At 73.5% G+C, this 24,025-nt stretch carries 14 protein-coding genes; 9 read left to right on the top strand and 5 right to left on the bottom strand.

The window, feature by feature from the left end; all coding sequences use genetic code 11:
• Nucleotides 1-7: 7 nt before the first annotated feature.
• Both JL475_RS20100 and JL475_RS20095 read right to left on the bottom strand, forming a co-directional pair.
• Entirely contained in the window at nt 8-1,591 is a 1,584-nt protein-coding gene (locus tag JL475_RS20100; protein WP_202279178.1) for a glycerol-3-phosphate dehydrogenase/oxidase, read from the bottom strand.
• Nucleotides 1,588-2,187 (bottom strand): TetR/AcrR family transcriptional regulator, encoded by a 600-nt coding sequence (locus tag JL475_RS20095; RefSeq protein ID WP_109381103.1) that lies wholly within the window; start codon nt 2,185-2,187, stop codon nt 1,588-1,590. Before JL475_RS20095 ends, JL475_RS20100 begins: the two co-directional genes overlap by 4 nt.
• Nucleotides 2,188-2,271: 84 nt before the next feature.
• Between JL475_RS20095 and JL475_RS20090 the strand changes: the two genes are divergently transcribed.
• Nucleotides 2,272-3,867: an FAD-binding oxidoreductase gene (locus JL475_RS20090; protein ID WP_202279177.1), complete on the top strand. Its 1,596-nt coding sequence runs from the start codon at nt 2,272-2,274 to the stop codon at nt 3,865-3,867.
• 68 nt (nt 3,868-3,935) lie between these two features.
• Entirely contained in the window at nt 3,936-4,817 is an 882-nt protein-coding gene (locus JL475_RS20085; RefSeq protein WP_202279176.1) for a YegS/Rv2252/BmrU family lipid kinase, read from the top strand.
• A gap of 2 nt (nt 4,818-4,819) precedes the next feature.
• Here JL475_RS20085 and JL475_RS20080 read toward each other — a convergent pair whose 3' ends face one another.
• Nucleotides 4,820-5,260, bottom strand: a complete 441-nt coding sequence (locus tag JL475_RS20080) for a hypothetical protein (RefSeq protein WP_202279175.1) — start codon at nt 5,258-5,260, stop codon at nt 4,820-4,822.
• Between the two features lie 80 nt (nt 5,261-5,340).
• Between JL475_RS20080 and JL475_RS20075 the strand changes: the two genes are divergently transcribed.
• On the top strand, nt 5,341-6,060 hold the full coding sequence (locus JL475_RS20075) for a metalloregulator ArsR/SmtB family transcription factor (protein WP_202279174.1): 720 nt from the start codon (nt 5,341-5,343) through the stop codon (nt 6,058-6,060).
• Between the two features lie 12 nt (nt 6,061-6,072).
• Here the strand turns inward: JL475_RS20075 and JL475_RS20070 are convergent, their stop codons facing one another.
• Nucleotides 6,073-6,909: an alpha/beta fold hydrolase gene (locus JL475_RS20070; RefSeq protein WP_202279173.1), complete on the bottom strand. Its 837-nt coding sequence runs from the start codon at nt 6,907-6,909 to the stop codon at nt 6,073-6,075.
• A 221-nt stretch (nt 6,910-7,130) separates the two neighbouring features.
• Here JL475_RS20070 and JL475_RS20065 point away from each other — a divergent pair, with 221 nt between their 5' ends.
• The 6 genes from JL475_RS20065 to JL475_RS20040 all read left to right on the top strand — a co-directional run bounded on the left by JL475_RS20065 (nt 7,131) and on the right by JL475_RS20040 (nt 11,759).
• The gene (locus JL475_RS20065) at nt 7,131-7,451 is read left to right on the top strand and encodes a hypothetical protein (protein ID WP_202279172.1); all 321 of its coding nucleotides are present in this window, start codon (nt 7,131-7,133) and stop codon (nt 7,449-7,451) included.
• A gap of 186 nt (nt 7,452-7,637) precedes the next feature.
• Complete coding sequence (locus tag JL475_RS20060; protein WP_237407686.1) at nt 7,638-8,054, top strand: hypothetical protein; 417 nt, start codon at nt 7,638-7,640, stop codon at nt 8,052-8,054.
• 98 nt (nt 8,055-8,152) lie between these two features.
• Nucleotides 8,153-8,710, top strand: coding sequence for a hypothetical protein (locus JL475_RS20055; RefSeq protein WP_202279171.1), 558 nt, complete (start codon nt 8,153-8,155; stop codon nt 8,708-8,710).
• 550 nt (nt 8,711-9,260) lie between these two features.
• The gene (locus tag JL475_RS20050; protein WP_202279170.1) at nt 9,261-10,502 is read left to right on the top strand and encodes a glycoside hydrolase family 16 protein; all 1,242 of its coding nucleotides are present in this window, start codon (nt 9,261-9,263) and stop codon (nt 10,500-10,502) included.
• 65 nt (nt 10,503-10,567) lie between these two features.
• A complete protein-coding gene (locus JL475_RS20045) occupies nt 10,568-11,029 on the top strand; it encodes a hypothetical protein (protein WP_202279169.1) in 462 nt (153 codons plus the stop codon).
• A gap of 151 nt (nt 11,030-11,180) precedes the next feature.
• Nucleotides 11,181-11,759, top strand: a complete 579-nt coding sequence (locus JL475_RS20040) for a tellurite resistance TerB family protein (protein ID WP_202279168.1) — start codon at nt 11,181-11,183, stop codon at nt 11,757-11,759.
• A 21-nt stretch (nt 11,760-11,780) separates the two neighbouring features.
• Here the strand turns inward: JL475_RS20040 and JL475_RS20035 are convergent, their stop codons facing one another.
• On the bottom strand, nt 11,781-24,008 hold the full coding sequence (locus JL475_RS20035) for a non-ribosomal peptide synthetase/type I polyketide synthase (protein WP_202279167.1): 12,228 nt from the start codon (nt 24,006-24,008) through the stop codon (nt 11,781-11,783).
• Nucleotides 24,009-24,025: the final 17 nt, after the last annotated feature.

Below are 24,025 nucleotides of genomic sequence, written 5' to 3'. Positions count from 1 at the left end.
GGGGCGTTCAACAACTCCATTGCGGCAGAGCGCCGTCCAGGAGTTCGCGTACGGCGGGGAGCGCCGCCGCGCGGTCGGCGGGGACGAGACCGATACGGGTGCGGCGGTCGAGCAGATCGCTCTCGTCGAGCGCTCCCTCGTGCCGCAGGGCCCACAGCAGTTCGGCCCCGGTGACCGGGTGTCCGGGCAGCACGGGCTCGCCCAGCCGGGTGTCCCGCGCGCCGAGGGCGTGGACGGCCGGTGCCTCCGTCCCGTAGCGCCGCACCAGGCGACGGGGTGCGGGCAGGCCGGTGAGGACGTGCGGCGGCGCGGCGCCCACGAGCGGGAGGGACGCGGTGCGGGACGGGCCGGCCGGCAGTCGGCGGACGCGGACGGCGGTGTCGACGGCGTCCTCGGCCATGCGCCGGTACGTGGTGAGCTTGCCGCCGACGACGGTGACGACACCTTCGGACGAGGTCAGGACCGCGTGCCGTCGTGAGACGTCGGCGGTCCTCGTCGTCGTGCCGGCGCCGGCCGCCGTGGTGTCCAGCAGGGGGCGCAGTCCGGCGAAGGCCCCGACGACGTCGTCCCGGTGCAGCGGGACGTCCAGGACGGAGCACAGGACGTCCAGGAGGAAACCGATGTCCGTCTCGGGTGCCTCGGGGACCTCGGGGACGCCGCCGTCCACGGGTTCGTCGGTGAGCCCGACGTAGACCCGGCCGTCGTCCTGGGGCAGCACGAGGACGAAGCGGTTGTTCTCCCCGGGGATCGGGATGTGCAGGCCGGCCGGGAGCGAGCCGAGGCTGTCCGGGCGCAGCACGAGGTGGGTTCCGCGTGAGGGGCGGATCCGGATGCCGTCGACGAGACCGCCGGCCCAGACACCGGACGCGTTGATCACCGCGCGGGCGCGGATCTCGCCCTCCTCGCCGGTGAGTTCGTCGCGGACCCGGGCGCCGGACGCGGTCAGCTCCAGGGCCCGGAGCCGGGTGAGGACGCGCGTCCCGTGTGCGGCGGCGGTGCGGGCGAGGGCGGCCACCAGGCGGGCGTCGTCGGTGAGCCGGCCGTCCCACGACAGCAGGCCGCCCCGCAGCCCGTGGCCCCGTACGGCGGGGGCCAGGTGACGGGTCTCGGTCACCGAGATCCGGCGCGGCGCCGGCAGAGTCGCCCGCGCGGTGCGGGCGGCCAGCCGCAGGGCGTCCCCGGCCCGGAAACCGGCGCGGGCCAGGGCGGCCTGACCGCGGGAGACCAGGGGGGTGAGGGGCAGGACGAACGGCTGGGCGTGCACCAGATGGGGGGCGGTGCGCTGCATCAGCACCCCGCGTTCGACCGCGCTCTCGTGGGCGACGTCCAGTTGGGCGGAGGCGAGGTAGCGCAGCCCGCCGTGGATGAGTTTGCTGCTGAAGCGGGAGGTGCCGAAGGCCAGGTCGTGGGCGTCGAGGGCCACCACGCTCAGACCGCGGGCCGCGGCGTCCAGAGCGGTCCCGGCGCCGGTGGCGCCGAGACCGACGACCAGGACGTCGACGGCCGGGCCGCCCACGGTCTCGGTCAGTTCACGGTCCCGGCGCCCGGCGGACAGGGACGAGGCGGAGGCCGGTCCGGTGAGGGCGTTCATGGTGTGAGGGTCCTCTCCAGGATGTCGCGCAGTTCCGCGAGGAGCGCCTCGGAAGTGAGGTCGGGGTCGTCCTCGTCGGTCATGGTCCGCAGGGACAGGGTGAAGGACTGGACGATCAGGAGTACCGACCGCGCCTGCCGTTCGGGATGACCGGTGCGCACCGATCCGTCCGCGTGCCCCTCGCGCACGTTGTCGGCCAGCAGTTCCAGCAACGCCACCTGGCTCGCTCCGCGACGGTCCAGCACATAGGGCAAGAGCAGTTCGGGATCCACGTCGACGATCTTCCGGAAGAGCGGGTGCCCGCCGAAGGCGCGCACCCCCGCCACCAGTCCGTCGACCATGCGGTCCCGGCTGGTGACGTCCGGACGGCGCTCGGGGACGGCGCCGGTGGCCACGTCGATCCATTCCCGGGTCATGAGGTCCCCGACCAGCGAGCGCACATCGGGCCATCGTCGGTACAGCGTCATCCGGGAGACCCCGGCGCGGCGGGCCACGTCGGTCAGTGTGGTGCGGCGGACCCCGACGGCCAGAACGCAGTCGCGCACCGCGTCGAGCACGGCGTCGTTGTCCGAACGGTTGTGACGAATAGGCGTCATGTGTAACAGTGTAACGACTGGAGAGGCCGTCGGCGACGGCATCGCTCATATCGACGCTCGAACCGACCGGTGAGGACGACAGTCATGGACATGCTGTGGAGCGGCTGGGGCGACCCGGCCAGGGCGACGCCGCTGCCCGACACGGTGATCGGGCTGTTGCGCGATCTGCTCGGCGTCGAGCCGTGCGCGGCCGGACCGGTGACCCTCGAGGAAGTGGCCGTGCCCGAGCCCCGGTTGGCGTCCACCGCGCACCGCGCGCTGGTCGAGGCGCTGGGCGGTGAGGACCATGTGCGTACCGACCCGGAGACGCGGATCCGGCACACGCGCGGCAAGTCCACCCCCGACCTGCTGCGGATCCGGCACGGCGACGTCACCGACATCCCGGCGGCCGTCCTGTACCCCGCCGACCACGACGAGGTGCTCGCCGTCCTGCGCGTCTGCGCCGAACAGCGCCTGTCCGTGGTGCCGTTCGGCGGCGGCACCTCCGTGGTCGGCGGTCTCGCCCCCGGTCGGCGGGGCACCTTCGTCGCCCTGGACCTGCGGCGCATGGGCGCCCTGCTCGCCCTCGACCCGGTCTCCCGCACCGCCACCCTGCAACCCGGCCTGCGCGCCCCGCAGGCCGAGGCGCTGCTCGCCGAGCACGGCTTCACCCTCGGCCACTTCCCCCAGTCCTACGAGTGGGCGACCATCGGCGGCTTCGCCGCGACCCGCTCCAGCGGCCAGGCGTCCGCCGGGTACGGCCGCTTCGACGAGATGGTGCTCTCCCTCACCCTCGCCACCCCCGAAGGCACCCTCGACACCGGCCGGGCCCCGCGCTCGGCGGCCGGGCCCGACCTGCGCCAGCTCGTCCTGGGATCCGAGGGGGCCTTCGGCGTCATCACGTCGGTGACCGTCCGGATCCGTCCTCTCCCGCAGGCCCGTGTCCACGAGGGCTGGCGGTTCGACTCCTTCGAGGAGGGCACCGCCGCGCTGCGCCGCCTCGCCCAGGACGGGCCGCGCCCCACCGTGCTGCGGCTGTCCGACGAGACAGAGACGCTGATCGGCCTCGCCCAACCGGACGCGATCGGCTCCGGCACCCCGCAGTCCGCCGGATGCACGGCCGTCGCCGGCTACGAGGGCACGGAGGAGGACACCGCGTACCGCAGGGAGAAGGCCGCGGCCGTCCTGCGCGCGTGCGGTGGGACACCGCTGGGGGAGGAGCCCGGCCGCCGCTGGGCCCACGGCCGCTACTCGGCCCCCTACCTGCGCGACTCCCTGCTCGACGCCGGGGCCCTGGCCGAGACGCTGGAGACCGCGACGTTCTGGTCCCGGATCCCCGAGCTGTACACCGCGGTCCGCGACGCGCTCACCGCCACGCTCACCGAGGCCGGCACCCCGCCCCTGGTGATGTGCCACATCTCCCACGTCTACGAGAACGGCGCCTCCCTGTACTTCACCGTGGTGTCGGCACAGGGCGACGGCGACCCGGTGGCGCACTGGACGCGCGCCAAGCACGCCGCGAACGAGGCGATCCTCGCCGCCGGCGGCACGATCAGTCACCACCACGGTGTCGGCACCGACCACCGGGACTGGTACGTCCGCGAGGCCGGCCCGCTGGGCGCCGACGCCCTGCGCGCGGTGAAGCGGAGCCTGGACCCCGCCGGAGTGCTCAACCCCGGCGTCCTCCTGCCCGCCGACTGAACCGAAGCGCCGTCATCCGTCAGAGGACCATCCCGCTCCATCCCGTCGGCCCGCCCGGAGGCAACCCGATGCGACAGTTCACCGCCGTCGTCAACCCCACCGCGGGCGGATCCACCGGAGCGGCCGCGCTGCTCGCCCTCGCGCGACAGCTCCGGGAGGCCGGGGCCGAACTGCACACGGAGTACAGCCGCAGTCTGGCCCACGCGCAGGAGTTGGCCCGGGACGCCGGGCAGCGGGGGCGGGTGGTGCTGGCCGTCGGCGGGGACGGCATCGCCGGAGGCGTCGGCGGCGCCCTCAGCGGGACCGGTGCCACGCTCGGCCTGGTGCCGGCCGGCCGGGGCAACGACTTCGCACGGGCCCTGGAACTGCCCACCGAACCGTCGGCCCTGGCCCGGATACTGCTGGAGAGCGAACCGCGGCACGTCGACACCATCGAGGTCGAATCGGCCGTCCACGACCGCACCGTCGTCCTCGGCAGCGTGTACGCCGGAGTGGACGCGCTCGCCAACCGCCACGCCAACCGCAGCAGACTGCTGCGGGGCGCCGCCTCCTACTACGCCGGCGGACTGCGGGCGGCCGCCACCTGGCGGCCGGCCCGCTACCGGGTCACGATCGACGGCGAGGAGCACGCGCACACCGGCTACACCGTGGTGGCCGCCAACTCCGGCTACTACGGCTCCGGCCGGGTCATCGCGCCCGACGCCCGGGTGGACGACGGGCTGCTGGACATCGTGATGATCGAGGACGCGCCCCGGCGCCTGTTCTTCGCCCTGATGAACGACCTGAGGACGGGCGCCCACGTCCACCGGCCCCAGGTACGGGTGGAGCGGGGCCGGGAGATTCATGTCACCGCCGACCGTGAAGTCCCCTACGGTGCGGACGGCGAGGTCGACGCCCTTCTCCCCGTGACGCTCAGAGTCCTGCCCGGAGCGCTGCGCGTGCTGTGCTGACCTCAGGCCCGGGCGCCGTGGTAGCGCTGGGCGAGCCGGGCGAGCGCGACCGCGCCGAGAAGCAGGCCGAAGTCGCGCAGGGCGATGTCGTAGTAGCCGGGGATGGTGAGAAGGCTGACGATGATCCCGGCCAGCCAGCCGGCGACCAGCCAGCCCCCGAAGCGCGGCGCGAGCGCCACCACGACGCCGGCCACGATCTCGATGACGCCCACGGCGTACATGGCCGACTGAGCGCTGCCCGGGACGAGGCCGTTGATCCACGGCGCGAGGTAGGCGGGCCAGTCGACGAGCAGGTTGGCGAACTTGTCCAGACCGAACAGGATCGGGGCCACGGTGAAACCGGTGCGCAGGATCACGAAGGCCTGGTAGCCGGGGTCGGCGAGCGCGGCCCGCCGAGGTGCGGCCGAGGTGCTGCTGGAACTGGAGGTACTGGGGGCGGCCATGGCCCCTCCTTCTGTCGTCCTGTCGAGCTTCTATCGACAACTTCCATTATCGATAGAAGCTCCGTTTCCTTCTTTAGTCAATGCCTGTGGGTTTTACACTGGTGTTCGTGGACGACACGGACGAAGTACGGGACCAGCAGGACGATGCGCGTGACCAGGACGTCTCGGCCATCGCCGCCCTCGACGAGCCCACCCGCCGGAGGCTCTACGACTACGTGGTGCGCGAACCGGAACCGGTGGGCCGGGACGATGCCGCCGCGGCCCTGGGCCTGGCCCGGCAGACCGCCGCCTTCCACCTGGACCGGCTGGCCGACGAGTCCCTGCTCGACGTGGTCCGTGCGCGGCGCAGCGGACGCACCGGCCCGGGCGCGGGCAGACCGGCCAAGCTCTACCGCCGCTCGACGAAGCAGATCGCCGTCAGCCTCCCGGACCGGCGCTACGAACTCGCCGGGCAGCTCCTCGCCCGCGCCGTGGAGGAGTCCGACGCCACCGGCGAGCCGGTGCGTGACGTCCTGCACCGCACCGCACGGGAATGCGGCGCGCAGATGGGCGCCGACGGCCACGAAGAGGTCTTCCCCCTGTTGGAGCGGTACGGCTTCGAGCCGCGGTACGAGGGCGACGCCGTCGTCCTGGGCAACTGCCCCTTCCACGTGCTGGCCCGCACGCACACCCGGACGGTCTGCGGGATGAACCTCCACCTGCTGAGCGGTGTCCTCGACGGCCTCGGCGACACCGGCTTCGAAGCACGTCTGGCTCCGGAACCCGGCCGCTGCTGCGTCCGCCTGGAGCCCGCGGCCTGAAGGGCACTCACCTCACTTGGCGAGGAAGGACAGAAGCGCCCGGTTGACGTCCTCGGCGTGCGTCCACAGCAGGCCGTGCGGAGCGCCCTCGACCTCCACGTACTCCGCGTTCGGCAGCGCCTGATGGAACGGGCGCCCGGTCGAGTCGATGGGCAGGATGTTGTCCGCCGTTCCGTGCAGGATCAGGGCGGGCACGTCGATGGCGGGGATGTCCCCCCGGAAGTCGGTGAACCACGTCATCGGCGCGGCCGCCGCGGCGAAGGATCCACCCGACGCCGCCGTGTGCCAGCTGTTGCGGACGGATTCCGGGCTGATCCGGCTGCCGAGGTTCTCGTCGAGGTTGTAGAAGTCCTTGAAGAACGACGTGTAGTACGCGTACCGGTCGGCCCTCACCGCCGCGGAGATGCCCTCGAAGAACTCGCGGGGCGCCGCGCCGGCCGGGTTGTCGTCGGTCTTCAGCAGGCAGGGCTCCAGCGAGGCGAGGAAGGCCACCTTCGCGACGCGCTCCGTGCCGAACCTGCTGACATAGCGGGCCACTTCACCGGTGCCCATGGAGAACCCGACGAGCACGGTGTCCGAGACGTCGAGGGTCTCCAGGACCGTGTTCAGATCGGAGGCGAAGGTGTCGTAGTCGTATCCCGTCGTGGGCCGGCTCGACTGTCCGAATCCGCGTCGGTCGTAGGTGATCACGCGGTACCCCGCGTCGAGCAGCGCGGCGCACTGCTTCTCCCAGGAACGGCCGTCGAGTGGGTACCCATGGATGAGGATCACGACCTGTCCGGCCCCGTGGTCCTCGTAGTAGAGCTCGATGTCGGTGGAGTTCTCGCGTCCCACGGTGATGTAAGGCATTGCGGTTCTGTCTCTCCTCGGCTCGATGGCGGGCAACCCGGGTCGCACGACCGCGCCGGGGCGGAGCCGGGCGATGTCTCCAGGTTCCCGCGACATGCGCGAACCCGCATCCGGTCGACGGCGCGTGCGAGATCGCCGAGGAGGGCCTGCCGCAGCACCCTTCTTCGCGATCTTGGGCATGCGTGGGCGTTCGACGGCCCCCACAAGGAGTGATCCGCTCGATGAGCGCCACGACGAGGCCGTCCGCCCCGACTCCGACCGCTCCCGGCGGCCTGCCGCTGATCGGTCACGCCCACCGGCTCGCCCGGGCCCCCTTCCGCTCATCACCTCACCAGGAAGCGATCCGGAAGTACGGACCGGCCCGGATGGTCACGTGCACCGCGAGCCGCGACATCTGGACGGAACTCCAGATCGTCCTGGCCACCATCCCTCAGAACCGGCCCCGGATCGGCGTCACCTCCGCCGCACCGAGCGCCCAGGCGGTGGCCACCGTCGAGCCGGACAAGCCGATGACGGCATGCTCGTCCGAGGCTTCCGGCTGAAGCCGGACCGGTCGATCCGGCCGTGAACGGCGAAGAACGGCCAAGTGAGGCTAGAAAACAGCACCTTCAGTCACCGACGACGGGTTAATGTCGGTGTCAGGGAGCAGAATGATCAATGAAAGAGATCAACACCGGCGCCGTGCTGGGTAGACGGTCTCGAGTCCCGGCTCCGGAAAGGCCCCAGCGATGCTCTTCACCATCAACCAGATGCAGGACCGTCCGCGCGCCGGACGGGTGACCACCGGGCTCCGGGCGGCCCCCGCGAGTTCGGTCGCCCCGGCCGGTACCGGCGGCACCGACGCAATGCGCATCATCGCCGACCCGCGTACCCCCACCTTCGTCACGGTGTACGCGAACGGCCGCCGCAGATACAGCTACTGGCGCCCGCTCGACTCCGCCACCGGCCAGGGCGGTTGCTACGCGGCCCTGCCCACCTCGGACTGCGACGAGCTGCACGCGGCCGGGAAGATCGAGCTCGGGGACCCCGTCGAGGACCCGAACCGGACGACATACCGGGTCAGCGCGTCCCCCCGGCTCGCTCCCGCGCCGATACGCTCGGCGAGGGAGCGCCCCCGCGTGGTGCGAACCGCCCGCGTGGCCTGAACCGGCCGCCGGGGTGCGCTCCCGTGCCGCGCGAGATGTGCGAGGCGCGGCACGGGAAGGCCGAACGGCGACGTCGAAAGCCGGGCAGAGTTCCGGGGATGCGCGGGAACAGCATGAGCATGGAGGCGACGGCACACCGGGCGGGAACGACGCGGATGCGAGGGGCGGTCGCGCTCCGGGGGCTCGCCGCGCTGACGGCCGGCGCGCTGGCCGGCTGCGGCGGCCCGGGCGGCGTGGGCGCACAGTCCCCGGACGGCGACCGGGCGTCGGAGCCCCGCTCCGCCTCGGCGCAGCCGTCGGTGTCGGCCGCGGACGGGCACGACACGGGCGCCTGCTCGGACGGAAACTGCGAGATCGCGGTCTTCGAGCCGGTGACCATCCGCTTCGACGGGCCGGCCGGCGCAACGACCCTGTCCGTGACCGAGGTCGGCCCGGACAGGATCGAGTACGCACTGAAGTCCGGCAACGGCCGATCCAAGGGCGGAGCCGAAGGCCCCGGGCAGGTCTGCCTCATCGTGCTGCGTTCCAACGGCTCCAGCACCTCGTGCGGCGGCGAGGGCGACGGGCGGCCGCCCAGTGCCCAGCCCGACGCCGTCGTCATCCGGGCGGCGACGGGGGAGGACGGCACGGCTCTGCTCCACGTCGTGTCGGACTGACGGGCCATCAGGCGATGGAGGCCGAAACGACCGAAATGTAGCGCACCCCTTCGCCGTTCTGGAGCATGCGGGGGTGTGCGACAGCGGCGGGACACCGTCAGGCCTCCTCGCCGAAGTCGTCCGCGCGAGAGACGAATCGGGCGGCTCCGTCGGTGATTCGGCAGAGGAGGGCCCGAGTGAGGCCGGCCAGTACGCCTTCCGGCGGCGGCTCATGACGTCGGACGCAGTCCTTGTCCGGCATGGCTCACTGAGGCCGGATCGCTTTCGTACGGGAGACGTTCGCGGAATCTCGTGCCGAAGCGATCGCGTGGCAACTAGGCCTGAAGTGCGGCCTCTTGATGTTCGACGGCGGTGTGTGGTCGTTCTCTCGTGCAGGCGGTGCGCGGTTCCCGTCCGCACCGCATCGAGGCATGTCGGTGAATCGCTGGTCTGTACCAAAGTATTGACGCCCTCTTGGTTCACTCCTTAAATCAAGGGGCGACGCATTTATCCCCCCACAACCTCGGTCGGCGCACCCGTGTGTACGGGCCGCCGCACGGAAGGGAGAGCCATGTCCTCTCCGCGCACGCTCCGCAGATGGCTGACGGCCGCCCTGTCGGCGGCTCTGGTCGCCTCCGCCGCCGTCGGGACCGCCCGGGCGGAACCGGTGGACGGCACCACCGCCGCGGCCCCCGCGGCCGTGACGTTCTCGGACAACTTCGACGGGCCCGCCGGCGCGGCCGTCGACTCCTCGAAGTGGCACATCGAGACCGGCGACAACGTCAACAACCACGAGCGGCAGTACTACACGTCCGGCAACAAGAACGCCGCCCTGGACGGCCAGGGTCACCTGGTGATCACCGCCCGCAAGGAGAACCCGGCCAACTACCAGTGCTGGTACGGCACGTGCCAGTACACCTCGGCCCGACTGAACACCTCCGGAAAGTTCACCGCGCAGTACGGGCACGTCGAGGCCCGGATGAAGGTTCCACGCGGTCAGGGCATGTGGCCCGCCTTCTGGATGCTGGGCACGCCGGTCAACTGGCCGGACTCGGGCGAGATCGACATCATGGAGAACGTCGGCTTCGAGCCCTCCACCGTCCACGGCACCCTCCACGGTCCCGGTTACTCCGGCTCGGGCGGCATCGGCGCCGGCTACACACTGCCCGGCGGCCAGGCCTTCGCGGACGGCTTCCACACCTTCGCCGTCGACTGGGCCCCGGACTCGATCACCTGGTCCGTGGACGGCAACGTCTACCAGCGGCGCACCCCCGCCGACCTGGGCGGGAAGCAGTGGGTGTTCAACAAACCCTACTTCCTGATCCTCAATCTGGCGGTGGGCGGCTACTGGCCCGGGGACCCGGACGGCTCGACCGTCTTCCCGCAGCAACTCGTGGTCGACCATGTGTCGGTGACGTCGAGTGACGCGCCGACCGGCGGCGCGATCCGCGGCCTGGCGGGCAAGTGCGTCGACGTCGCCGGGGCGAACACGGCCAACGGCACCCCGGTGCAGCTCTACGACTGCAACGGCACCTCCGCCCAGCGGTGGTCGGTGGGCGGTGACGGCACGATCCGGGCGCTCGGCAAGTGCCTGGACGTCACTTTGGGCGGCACGGCGGACGGTACCCCCGTCCATCTGTGGGACTGCAACGGCACCGCGGCCCAGAGGTGGGTCGTCACCGGCGCCCGCGACATCGTCAACCCCCAGGCCGACAAGTGCCTGGACGTGACCGGCAACAACGCGGCCAACGCCACCCGGCTGCAGATCTGGACCTGCACGGGTGCCGCGAACCAGAAGTGGACGGTGGGCTGATTTCCGACCGGCTCCGGCGGGACCGTGACCCCGGTGGCGGTCCCACCGACCACTACGCTCGCCGGATGCGTACTCCCCGCTCAGCCTCGGGCTGGACCATGGCCGTCTTCGGAGCACTCGCCGCCGTTCTGGGTGCGGTGGGCCTGATCGCGCCGGCCGCGCAGTTGTCGCTGCTGGGCCTCGAGGCCCCGGGTGGGCGGGGCGGCGGCGACCTCACGCCGGCCTTCGTGACGGCGTCCTCGATGGCGGCGTTCAACATGGGCGTCTACTACATACTGGCGGCGCTCGCCGACTGGCGGACCTTCTTCCGGTGGACGGTGCCGTTCCGGCTGCTGACGTGCACGGTGTTCACGGTCGCCGTGCTCACCGGGCGGGCACCCGAGGCGTTCATCGGCGTCGCTGTGTGGGAGGGCCTCGGCGCGATCGCGACCGGTGCGGCGCTGCGGTACGAACGGCGCACCGCCGCAGCGGGCGGCCCCGACGAGAGCGCGGTGACCCCCGGGTCCGCGGACCGTGCCGAAGCCTGAACCAGAGGCGTCCGGCCACCATAAATGTTTTTACCTTTCTTTTGTTGTCGGGGAACACGGTCGCCACCGCGTCCGTTGACCGGTCGGACCGCGAGATCCGGGACCGACGACCGGTAGCGGAAAGACAGCAACAGAAACCGAGGTGGAACCAGTGGCGATGTGGGACCGTGTCAAGGACCAGGCCAGGGCGTTGCAGCAGTCCCAGGGCGCGCGGGCGGGAGGCGGGCAGTACGGGAACCCCGGACCGGCACCGGCCGGCGGCCCCACCCGCGGTTCGTCCTCCGGCGGCTCCAAGGCCCAGCTGATGGGCCTGCTGAAGTCCCAGCTCGCCTCGGCGAAGGCGGAGCTCAAGAGCGGCGCCTACCGGGACGCCAGCATGGCGATGTGCGCGCTGGTCGCGGCCGCCGACGGGCGGGTGGACCCGGCGGAGCGGCAGCGCGTGGAGGAGCTGATCGTCTCCAACGACGTCCTGCAGAACTTCCCGCCGGACCAGCTCCGCAAGCGGTTCAACGACCACGTGGACCAGCTCGTGGCCAACTTCGAGGTGGGCAGGGCGCGGGCGTTGCAGGACATCGCCAAGGCGGCGAAGAAGCCCGTCGAGGCACGCGCGGTCGTCCAGACCGGCATGGTCATCGCCGGTGCCGACGGCACCTTCGAGGCGTCCGAGCAGTACGCCATCCGTGAGGCCTGCGCGGCCCTGAACATCTCACCGACGGAATTCGGGGTCTGAGGGCCGCGCAGGCCTCTTCGGTCACACCGCCGGAGCGCCTCCGACGGTGTGACCGAGCAGGTGCAGCGGGGCGGCCGACACCCCGGCCCGTTCCACGGCCTCCCAGTAGGCCAGGGACACCTCGGCGTCCACCAGGCCGTGCACCAGCGGCAGTTCGTGACCGGCCGCGTGCAGCAGGGACTCGGCGCGGCAGGACGCCAGGGTGCCCTCGATCCAGGGTTGGGCGAGATAGCCGGCCGCCGCCACGGCCGGCAGGTCCTCGGCGACCTCCCGGTCGGTGCGGCCGACGTGCAGCAGCCCGCCGCCCAGCACCAGCACGTCGTCGTGTTCCCGCATCCGCACGAGGGCCCGCTCGGTGTCGAAGCAGTGCGGGAAGGAGTCGTCGACCACGACGGCCCCCGGCCGCAACCGGTCGACGTCGAGCACCGCGGTGGCGCCGCTCACCGCCGTCACCAGCAGGTCCGCACCGTGGACCGCGTCCGGCAGCACCCGCTCCGACTCCGCCACCTCGACGCCGCCCGCACCGACCAGCCCGCGTTCCCGCAACCGCCGTCCCAGCGCGGCCAGTCGCGGCCCGCTGCCCCGCACGTCGCACAGCAGCAGACGCCGGGGAGGCCGGGCGGCCAGGGACAGCAGCAGCTCCAGGGAGGAGGCGCCGATCGAACCCAGTCCGGCGAACGCCACGTCGAGATCCGAGAGATCCCGGCCCGTGGCCTCGAGCGCCGCGTGCACCGTCCTGACCACCGCCACCACCGTCGCCGCGTGCCCCGTCGTCACGGCCGCCGGATGACTCCCGGACCGCAGCACGTCGAAGCCGTATCCGGTCAGCGACGGGATCATCCCCGCCAGGGACACACAGCGCGCTCCCCGTGCGGCGGCGAGCGACACGGCACGGGCGGTGTGCCCCACCAGCCCGCTGCCCGCCGCGAGCTCGTCGGCGAAAAGCGGAACGCAGACGAAACCGGACCGGCCCAGCGGCGTACGGACCGTCTCCAGCAGACGCGGGGCGCCGTCGGGGAACAGCAGGTCGCGCAGCTCGGCCCGCGGCAGTGCCGACCCGGGCAGACCCGCCAGGCGCGCCAGATGGCCGGGGGCGGGCAAGTAGCCGACCAGAGCCGCGTCCATCGTGTCCCGCGTCCCGGGCCCATGATGGCCACCCGAACCGGAGGGGCGCGGCGCGGGCCGGTGTGTTCCGGGCTGGTCCGGCACTCCACCGCCACCCGAAGCGGCCCGGATGAGACGCCGGCGCACCGAGTCGGCGAAACGGTCGAGCGTGCCCGGTGCGAACACCGCCGCCGAGCCCCGGACCGTGACCCGCACCCCGTCCGCGTCGGGCCGTACCGCCATGAACACGTCCGTCGTGGCAGCGGGCGGCAGGAACGTACTGTCGCCCGACTCCCACGACAACCGCAGCGTCCCGCCGGCCGCGGGGGCCAGCGCGGAGAAGTCGAGGAAGGTGAAGAAGAACTGCGAGGTCAGGGGAAACCCGTCGGTGCTCCGGGGGACCACGTCCTCATGGGTGCGTGCCTCCTCCGCCTCCGCCGCGATGCGGCGCAGCGCACCGCCGAAGCCCCCTTCACAGAGGGGCCCGTCGGAGGCCGGCCGTACGGGTACGGCCGTGGCGAACGGGCCGAAGACCCGGTGTGCGTCGGGCAGCGTTCCGTCCCGGCCGCTCACCGCCAGCCCCACGATCAGGTCCGGCCGGCCGGTCAGCGCCGCCAGCTCCTGATAGTAGGCGGTCAGCAACGGCGCGTAGAGGGTGGTCCGCGCGCGTGCGGCGAGCGCGCGCAACGCCGCCGTCGGGGAGGCTCCGAGGGCGAACTCCGCGGAGCGGAACACGACGTCGCCGCGGTCCCCGGTTCGCTCCTCCTCGCCGTTGCCGCTGACGGTGGTCCGCAGCACCGGCGGCCGGTACGGGGCGCACACCCGGGCCCGGCGCCGCTCCCTGGCCCGCCCGGCGACACCGGCCTGGTGCCCGGCCTGCGTCAAGGACCGGACGTGGCCACGGAAGTCACCGCGCAGCGCCGGGAGGTGAGGGGTGGAGCCGCCGCCGGCCAGCCGGTCGTACACCTCGGTCAGTTCCTGCATCAGCAGCGCCGCACTGTATCCGTCACCGATGACATGATGCGCGTGCACCAGCAGGACGTGCTCCTGTGGGGCCAGGCTCAGCACCTGAAGCCGCACCAGCGGCCAGGCCCAGGGTTCGAGACGCCGTGCCGCCTCGGCCGCGGCCCGTTCGTCCACTTCGGCCGGGGTCGCGACCGTCGCGAAGGCGACCGGCAGACGCAGCGACGGCGGCAGTTCCTGCTGCACGGGCGGACGGGCACCGGCCGGGAAGACGGTGCGCAGCATGCCGTGACGTTCCACCAGCAGATCGACCGCGGCCTGGAAGACATCGGGGTCCAGCGGTCCGGACAGCCGAAGCCGCGCCAGCCAGGTACCGCCGCCCGGCGAGAGAGCCTCCGCGAGGAGGAAGCCGCGCTGACCGGGGGTGACGGGGAACGGGGCCGTGCGGTCGTCAGGGGCAGGGGCAGGGGAGGGGGAGGGGGAAGCAGAACGCGGCTTCACCGCGTCGGCGTCGACGGCGTCGACGGCCGCGGAGAGTGCCGCGAGGGTGCGGTGACGGTAGATCACGGTCGGCCGGGGCAGCGGCGCTTCGAGCTCCGCGAGCCGGGAGAACACCCTCAGGACGAGCAGCGAGTCACCGCCCAGGTCGAAGAAGTCGTCCTCCCGGCGTACCGAGGCCACCTGAAGCACGTCGGACCAGATCTCCGCCATGCGTCGTTCGGTCACTGTGGCCGGGGAAGTCCCGTCCCCGTCCGGCAACGCCGAACCGGCGGGGACAGCGTCCTGGACCGCCGTCGCGCCGGAGCCGGGGGCCGGGCCGACCAGTGCGAGGCGGTCGACCTTGCCGGTGCCGGTGAGGGGCAGCTCGTCGAGGCAGGTGACCCGGGTCGGAAGCATGTACGACGGCAGGAGACCGGCCAGACACCGGCGCACCTCCCGGGTGTCCGGCCGGTCCGCCGCGGACCGGGGGGTGACGAAGGCGAGCAACCGCCCCTCATGTGCGATCACCGCCGCCCGTGCGACGCCGGGACAGCCCTGGAGCGCCGCCTCGACCTCTCCCGGCTCCACCCGGTTCCCACGGATCTTCACCTGGTCGTCGATCCGGCCCAGGAACTCCACGGTGCCGTCGGCCGACCGGCGGACCCGGTCTCCGCTGCGGTACCAGCGCCGCCCCGCCCGCAGGGCGAACGCCCGCCCGGTCAGCTCCGGTTCACCCAGGTAACCGGGGGTCAGACCGGTGCCCGCGATGAGCAGTTCCCCCGGCTCGCCCGGCTCGCAGGGGGTGCCGTCGGCGCGGACCACCTCCAGGTCGGTGCCGGCCACGGGGCGTCCGATCGGCAGCTGCCGCACCTCGTCGCCGGGGCGGGAGTCGATGACGTGGCAGGTGGCGTTGATGGTCGACTCGGTGGGCCCGTACAGATTGGCGATGCGCGCGCCGTTCCCGAACAGGTCGAACCAGCGGCGCACGTGATCCACGGGCAGTGCTTCCCCGCCGACGTGGACCCACCGCAGCGCGGTCAGGTCCGGCAGACCCGCCCCGCTTCGCGCCCTCGCCTCGGCGGCGGACAGCAACTGCTCCCACAGCGTCGGCACGGAACTCCACACGGTCACCCGCGCCCGCTCCACGTGCGTGAGCAGCAGTTCGGGATCCCGCAGCAGGGCCCGCGGCACCGTCACCACGGTGCCGCCGACCAGGAGAGGGGCGAGCAACTGGCGCACCGAGGCGTCGAAGCAGGGCGACGCGGTCTGTGCGAGGCGGTCGTCGGCACCGTACCCGAAGGCGGCGACGGCCCAGTCGAGGTAGTTCTCCATCGCCCGGTGAGTGATCGGCACCGCCTTGGGCCGTCCCGTGGAACCGGAGGTGAAGATGACATACGCGATCGCCTCGGCACCGGGCGGCGCGGCAGGAGCGGCAGGGGCTTCCGGTGCGGTCACCGGAACGCCGCCGTCCACCGGTGCGTCCCCGAGGACGGGAACCGCCCGTACGGCCGTGAGAGCGTCGGCGGTCTGCCGGGTGGCGGCGTGGCACACCACGGTGGTGGCGCCCGTGCGGACCAGTTGGTCGGTCAGGCGCGCGACGGGATGCTCCGGGTCGAGCGGGACCCAGCCGGCCCCGGCGCGCAGGATGCCCACCACACCGACGACGGTGTCGGCACCCGGCTCGGTGAGCAGGCCCACCAGATCACCCGGGCGTACGCCGAGGGCGCGCAGGCGCGCGGCGAGCAGAGCGGAGGCGCGATCGAGCGCCCCGTAGCTGAGCGACGCACCCGCGGCGTCCACGGCGTCCGCGGTGCCCCCGGTGGCGTCCACGGCGTCCGCGTCGGGCCGGTCCCGGAACCGGTCGAGCAGCCGCGCGACCAGCGGGGACGGCACGGGGGACGGCACCGAGCGAACGGCGTCGGCATCCGGTGGCGGTGCCGGCGAGCCGGGCGACGGCGGTGTGCCCAGCACCGCGGTCAGTTCGGCGCGGAACTCCCGGTCCAGTCGTGCCACGGTGGCCCGCCGGAACAGCGGCTCCGGGAAGTTCCACGACCAGCGCAGGAGCGGGCCGTCCGCCCAGCACAGCAGACTCAGCCGGGTCGCGGCCGACCCGGTGCCGGCCGCCGTCGCCCGCACCTCCACCGGGCAGTCCGCGGCCGCGTTCACCGGGAAACGGGCGAAGCTGAAGCCCGCCGGACTCACCGTCCGGGGGCCGGCTCCGGCACCGGGCGCGGCCCCGGGAAGCAGCGCGGCCAGGTCCAGACTGCCCAGCCCCGCGTGCCGTTCACTCTGCAGCCAGATCCGGCGCAACCGCTCCGCCAGGGGCAGAACCCCCTCGTCGCCGACCGTCCGGCACAGCAGAGGAAGGGTGTCGGCGAGCGGGCCGACCAGCCGGTCCACACCCTCGAAGCGGTCCTCGCGACGGGCCCTGGCCACGTTCACGGCGACGTCCCGGCCCTTTGACCACCGGGCCAGGCAGCGCACATACGTGGCGAGCAGCAGGTGGAACAGGGAGATGTCCTGCGCGGCGGCCAACTTCTCCAGGCCGGCGGTGAGTTCCGCGTCGAGCTCGCCGTAGTGCTGCACGATCGGGCCGGACGGACCGGACACGGACGCGTCGGGATCACTGTCGTACGGCAGCCGCAGCGGTTCGCCACGTGCGGCGAGGCGCTCGGACCAGTAGCGCCGGTCGGCACGCCGCTCAGCGGAGTCGGACGGCGGCAGACTCGACGCGTACCGTGCGAAGTCCGGTGCCGTGAGCGTCTGTTGCGGACGGTCTTCGTGGCACAGAGCGGTGTACGTGTTCCACAGTTCCTCGGCGAGGAGGTTCAGGCTGTAGCCGTCCGCCGCCACGTGGTGCACCACCAGCAGCAGATGGGCGAGCGCCGGCTCCCGGCGGAGCAGTACGGCCCGGACCGGCGGCAGCGCCGCCAGGTCGAACGGCTGGTTGCACACGGCCGTTTCGGCAGCGTCCACCTCGTCGGCGGCGCAGTCGCGCACCTCGTACCAGTCCGACAGCGGCACCGGCGGCGCCGTGCGCTGTGTCGGCAGCCCGCCCGGTTCACGTACGTCGTCCACCCGCAGCCGCAGCATGCCGTGCCGTTCGGCCAGCGCCGCCAGCGCCCGGCCGAGCAGACCGGTGTCGAGCGGGCCGCGGACCGTCAGCCGCAGATGACCCCGTGCCGGGACGTCCGGGTGCAGCCTGCTGCTGGTGTGCAGCGCGAGTTGCACCGGCGTCAGGGCGAAGGACGGCTTGTTCCCGGCACCGGTCCTGTCACCCGGCCCGGGCTCGTTCGTGGTCGGTACGGAGGGCTCGCCGATGTGATCCTTCAGGTGGGCGGCGAGTTCACGCACCGTCCGGTGCTCGAAGAAGAGCGTGGTGGGCAGTTGCCGCCCCAGCCTCCGCTCCAGCCGCTTGACCAGGTCGACGGCGCCCAGCGAGTCCAGGCCGAGCCGCAGGAACGGCGTGTCGTCGTCGACGGCGGACGCCGGGACACCGAGCGACTGCGCCAGCAGTTCCCGCAGCACGACAGCGGTGTCCGCCGGCACCGCGGGCCGGCGTCCGCCGGCGTCGTCCGTGTCGCCGGACCTCTCGACGGCCGTGGGCCGCGCGGGACGCGGCGGCACGGCGGCAGGCCGTGGCGCCGGCGCCAGGTCGGCGAGGACCAGCTGAGCGGCGTCGGTGCCGCACGCCGTGCGCAACGCCGTGAGCGCGGGCGCGGTGGCCAGGGGCCGGCCTCCGCCGACCGCGCGGCTCCCGACGCCGTCGAGTGCTCCGAGGCCCGCGGCGACGGCGAGGCCCGTCTCGGCGAACGGGCCCAGGTTCACCGACAGCCAGGGCCGGCCCGCCAGGCGCTCTGCTCCGGCGAAGGAGTCGAGGAAGGCGTTGGCCGCCGCGTAGCCGCCCAGCGCGCCGGCCAGGCCGGGCAGCACCGACGAGACCGACGAGAACGCGACACACACCCCCGGAAGCTGCCCGTGCCGCTGCAACGCACCGGCCAGCAGGACCGTGCCCAGGGTCTTCGCCCCCAGCGCGTCCACCGTCTCCCGCACGTCCGTCCCGCGCAGGCTGCCGGGCCGTACCACGCCCGCCGCGTGGAACACGGCATCCAGCGGAGGCAGCCCGCGCACGAGCCGCTCCACGTCGTCGGGCGCCGTGAGGTCGGCCATGACATAGCGTGCGTCGGCACCGAGGTCGGTGAGCTCCTTCAGCAGACCCGAGGGCGGGTTCGGGGACCGTCCCGCCAGCACCAGGACCGGCCGGCCCCGGCCCGCCAGGTCCCGGGCCAGTGCGGACCCGATGCCTCCGGCACCCCCCGTGACGAGGTACGCACCGTCGACCGGCAGCCGGTCCTCGCAGACCGGCTTGCCCGCCGCTCCCGCCGCTCCCGCCGTTCCCGTCGCTCCCGCCGTTCCCGGAGCGACGGTGCGTACGAGGCGCCGTCCTCCCCTCCAGGCCACGGCTCCCGCCGCCTGCGGCGCCGTCAGCTCGGAGGCCAGAGCCCGCAGCCACCGCTCGCCGGCGGGGGAGTCGGGGGAGCCGGGGAGGCCGGGGGCGTCGTGGGACGAGAGGTCGACCCAGTTCGCGACCACCCCGGCCGACTCCTCCGGTACGGCGAGTGCCAGACCGCCCGGGACCGCCCGCCCCGGCACCGCGCGCTCCACGCCGTGCCCGGTGACGTGCGCGTCCTCGGTCACGACCAGCAGCCGGCGGGCTCCGGACCGGTCGAGCAGGGTGAGGGCGTCCTGGAACGCCGCGACGGCCTGCCGCAGGTCCCCTTCGAGGTCCTCCGCCGGGTCCGGCCGGTCCGGACCGCCGAGGAGGACCACCGTCTGCGGACGGACCTCACCGTCGTCGGCCGTGACGGCCCGCACGCCGACGGCGGCGAAGCCGTCCGTCAGGCGGCGCACCGCCACCGGGTCCGCTCCGGTCACCAGCACGGGGCCGGGAAGACCGTCGCCGGGCAGGGGCGCGGGCCGCCAGCCGACGCGGTGCAGCAGTCCGCGCGCATCGGGTTCGGGCCAGTACCTGCGCCGCCGGTACGGGTACGGCGGCAGCTGCACCCTGCGGTGGCCCGCGTCGAGAGCCCTACGGTCCAGCGGCACCCCGCGCACCCACAGCCGTGCCACCGTCTCCATCAACTCCCGCGCCCCGCCCGGCGCGGCCCCGGTGCCGGACGGCCGCACGGGGGCGGACACCACGAGGGCGCCGTCATGAGTGCCGTCACGGGCACCGTCGAGGTGCCTGCGGCGGGCGGCCGCCGCACGGATGGGACCCGCGAGGTTCTCCCCCGGGCCGAGTTCCACGAACGTGTCGTAGCCCTCGTCCAGCAGACGGTCCACGGCCCGGCCGAACAGGACCGGCCGCAGCGCGTGTTCGCGCAGGTGGTCCGGGTCCAGGCGCGGCTGCCACTCGGCGGTGAGCGTACTCATCACCGCGAGCGCGGGCACCGAGGGGTTCAGCAGCCTGCGCGCCGCATCGCTCACCCCGGGTGCGACCGGTGCCATCAGCGGCGAGTGGAAGGCGCGCGACACCCGCAGCGCACGGACCGTCGCGCCCTGTGCGGTGAGCAGCTCCGACGCCTGCCGCACCGCGCCGGGGGTGCCGGAGATCACCAGCCGGCCGGGACCGTTGTACGCCGCCACCGCGAGGTCGCCGGGGGAGGCCGCCACCAGGTCCTCCACCGCCCGTTCGTCGGCGCCCCGTACCGCAGCCATGGCACCCGGCGCGGTCGATCCGCCCATCAGCCGCCCTCGTTCCGCGGCGAACAGCACCGCCTCGGACAACGACAGCATGCCGCCGACGCAGGCGGCCGCCAGTTCACCGACGCTGTGCCCGACCACCGCGTCGGGCCGCACCCCCCAGGCCGTCAACTGCCGGGCGAGCGCGACGCCGTGCGCCACCAGCAGCGGCTGCGCCACCTCGGTCGCGGCCGGCGAGGAGGCGTCGACTCCGCCGTCGACGCACCAGGCCGTCAGCTCCCGCCCGTGTACGGCTCCCACCAGCGCCGAGGCCTCGTCGAGCGTCGTGCGGTACACGGGTGCCGTGTCGTACAACTCCCGCCCCTGCCCCGGTCGCAGGCCGCCCTGACCGGGCAGGACGAAGACGGTCCGGGGCCGGTGCGTCACCGTTCCGGCGACCGCGCCCGGCACGGGTGCCCCGTCGGCGGCGCGCACCGAGGCGAGCCGCTCACGCAGCTCGCCGTCGGCCACGACGGCGAGCCGGTGCGGCCGTTCGTCGCGTGCGGCGCCCGCGGTCAGACAGACGTCACCCTCCGTGAACTCCGGGTGGTCGCGCAACTGCTCCGAGACCCGCGCCGTCCACGCGTCGAGCCCGGCGGCGCTGCCCGCCGACAGGGTGAGCAGGTTCGGGCCGCGGGCGTCCCCGGCCGGCGGCAGGGCACGGGAGGGCGGCGCCTGCTCCAGTACGGCGTGCGCGTTGGTGCCGCCGAAGCCGAAGGCGTTGATCCCCGCCCTGCGCGGCCCGGACGACTCCCAGGCCGTCACCTCGGTGACCAGGGCGAACCCGGACCGCTCGACCGCGGGGGAGACCGGTGCATGATGCAGGGAGGCCGGCAGCCGCCCGTGCCCGAGGGCCAGGACCACCTTCACCAGGGAGGGCAGTGCCGCCGCGTTCAGCAGGTGCCCGACGTTGGTCTTCACCGAGCCGAGCAGCCGGGGCCGGCCGTCCGGGCGGGCCGGGAAGGCATGGGCGAGGGACCGCAGTTCGATCGGATCCCCCACGGCGGTACCCGTCCCGTGGGCCTCGACGTACGTGACCGACGCCGGGTCGACACCGCAGTACGCGTAGGCCCGGCCGATCACCTCGCGTTGCCGCAGCGGGTTGGGAGCCAGCAGACTCAGCGACGTACCGTCGTTGTTCACCGCGGTACCGCGTACGACGGCCAGGACCACGTCGTCGTCCCGCCGGGCCTCCTCGAGGCGCCGCAGGACGAGGACCGCGCCGCCCTCACCCGGTACGAACCCGTCGGCCGCGGTGCTGAAGGCACGACTGCGCCCGGTCGGTGACAGGGCCCTGGCCGCCTCCAGGGCCTGGTGCGCGGAGGGGGTGAGGTGCAGGTTGACCCCGCCGACGACCGCGACGTCGCACTCGCCGTCCGCGAGACTGCGCCGGGCCAGGTGCAGCGCCACCAGGCCCGAGGAGCACGCGGTGTCCACGGCCAGCGCCGGGCCGTCCAGGTCGAGGCAGTGTGCCACACGCGCGGCGACCAGGTTGGGGAGATTGCCGGTCAGGGCCGTCGCGTCCGCAGAAGCGCCCGCGGGGCCCGCCTCGGCGAGGAGTTGCCGGTAGCCGCTGTCGCCGACGGCGGCGAAGACCCCGGTCCGCAGGCCCCGCCGCCGGGACCCCGCGTAACCGGCGCGCTCCAGTGCCTCATGGGCGAGTTCGAGGAAGACACGCGCCTGCGGATCCAGCGTGCGCGCCTCCTCGTCACCGATGCCGAAGTGGCCGGCGTCGAAGGCGGCGGGGTCGTCGAGGAAGGCTCCCCAACGTGCCGGCTGCCCCGGTCCCGTGCGGCCGTCCGCTCTCCAGCGGCCCAAAGGCACCGCGGAGACGGCGTCTCGCCCGTCGATGAGCAGGTCCCAGAACTCCTCCGGCGTGTCGGCCCCGGGAAACCGGCAGGCCAGCCCCACCACGGCGGTCGCGGACGCTCCGTCCGCACGGCCCGCGGCGGACGCACCCTCCTGTCCGTACGCCGCCGAGGCGGCCTCCTCCTCCTGGGTGGCCGTGCCCTCCGCGGCATCCGTCCCGACGACGCCCATGAGGTGGTCGGTGAGCGTGGCGACCGTGTCGTTGCGCATCACCGCCGGTCCCAGAGCGACACCGAGGGACCGTTCCAGCCCGGCGAGCGCCTCCATGGCCCTGATCGAGGTACCGCCCAGCTCGGCGAACCGCTCCCGGTCCCCGAACGACGCTTGCGGCAGCCCCAGAACCCCGGCCCACGCCTCACGCACCGCACGCCGGACCTCCCCGCGGGAACGGGGAGCCGACCCCGGCCCCGCGGACGACGGCCGCGGCCGTTCCACCGGATCGCCGGGCACCGCAGCGGAACGCGCCGACGGCCGGTACGTCCCCGCCTCGAACCGGGAACGCATGAGCTGCCGCCGCACCTTTCCGCTCGTCGTCCGGGGGAAGGCGGACGGCGGCAGCGCGAGCACCCGTACGTCGTCGTGGCCCAGCGCGGCACGGACCCGACGCGCGACCCGGTCCAGCACCTCGGACGCGGTGCGCGGCGGTCGCGCCCAGGCGACGAACACCACCACGCGCTCCCCGCCGCTCACCGGGTCGGTCGAGCCGACCACCACCGTCGTACCGGCCGGCACCCCCGCCGTACCGGCCGCCACCTCCTCCAGGTCCGGGGCGTGGAACGTACGGCCGTTGACGAACAGGACGTCCTTGTGCCGGCCGCTGACGCACAGCCGGCCGTCCCGGAGGAAGCCCAGGTCGCCGGTGCGCAGCCAGCTGTCCGCGAAGGCCCGCTCCGTCGCGTCCGGCAGACCGTGGTAGCCGCGTGCGATCTGCGGACCGCTCACCTCGATGTGCCCCACCCGCCGGTCGCCCAGCACCCGGCCACCGCCGTCGGTGATACGCACCGAGCAGCCCGGCACCGGTACGCCGACATCCATCAACTCCACGGCGTCACCGCCGGGTTCCCGTTCCACCACGCGGCCCCGGCTGAGCGCGGCGCGCTCCACGGCCACCGGCACGGCCACCTCGCCCAGCGGAGGGAACGCCACGGCCAACGTCGCCTCGGCCAGCCCGTACACCGGCGTCGCCGCTCGCGGATCCAGCCCCGACGCCCGGGTCCTGGCGGTGAAGTCCCGCCACACCGTCGCCGATATCGGTTCGGCCCCCACCAGGACCAGCCGCACCGCGCTCAGGTCCAGCCCGGCGAACACCTCGGCGGGAACCCGGCGGAGGGTCAGGGCCAGTGCGAAGTTGGCCGCCGACAGGACCGTGGCGCGATGCGCGGCGGCCACGTCGAACCACAGCCGGGGATTCTTCGCGAACGACAGAGGACCGATCTTCACCTGCTTGGCCCGCGCGGCCAGCGGTGCCAGATGAGTGCCGATCAGACCCATGTCGTGGAAGTACGGCATCCAGCTGACCACCACGTCGTGTTCCGTGAGGGCGGAGGCCTCGGTCAGCTGCCGCAGGTTCGCCAGGACGGCCGTGTGGGTCAGCTCCACGCCCTTGGGCGTACCCGTGCTGCCCGACGAGAACTGCAGGAAGGCCAGTTCGTCCGGGGCCACTTCGGCGGGAGCGGCCAAGGGCGGGCACGCCCGCAGTGCGTCCAGCCGCAGGACCTCGGCGCCGTCGGGGAGTTCGGCGGCCATTGGCGCGCAGGCCGCGTCCACGACGACCGGGGGCCGGCCGAGGTGCTCCCACACCGGCCGGACCCGTCGTACGTCCGGCGCCAGCGGCACCGGTACCGCACCGGCCGCGAGCACGCCCCAGAACAGGGGCTGGAAGTCCGCACTGTCCTCCGCGAGCACCGGAAGGCAGGTGCCCGGTGCGACACCTGCCGCCCGCAGACCGCCCGCGACGCGCAGCGCCTGCTCCACCAGTTCCCGGAAGGTGACGGCCACCTCGCCGCCGTCCCCCCGGACATGGACGATCACCTGGCCGGGGGACCGGTGGGCGGCATCGAGCAGGACGTCCAGCAGCGTCGCGGCGTTCATCTGTCCGTTCGTTCTTC

The organism is Streptomyces sp. M2CJ-2, from assembly GCF_016757295.1.
Taxonomy (GTDB): Bacteria; Actinomycetota; Actinomycetes; order Streptomycetales; family Streptomycetaceae; genus Streptomyces.
Note: the sequence above shows the minus strand (reverse complement) of the source record. Positions and strands in the feature narration are given on the sequence as shown.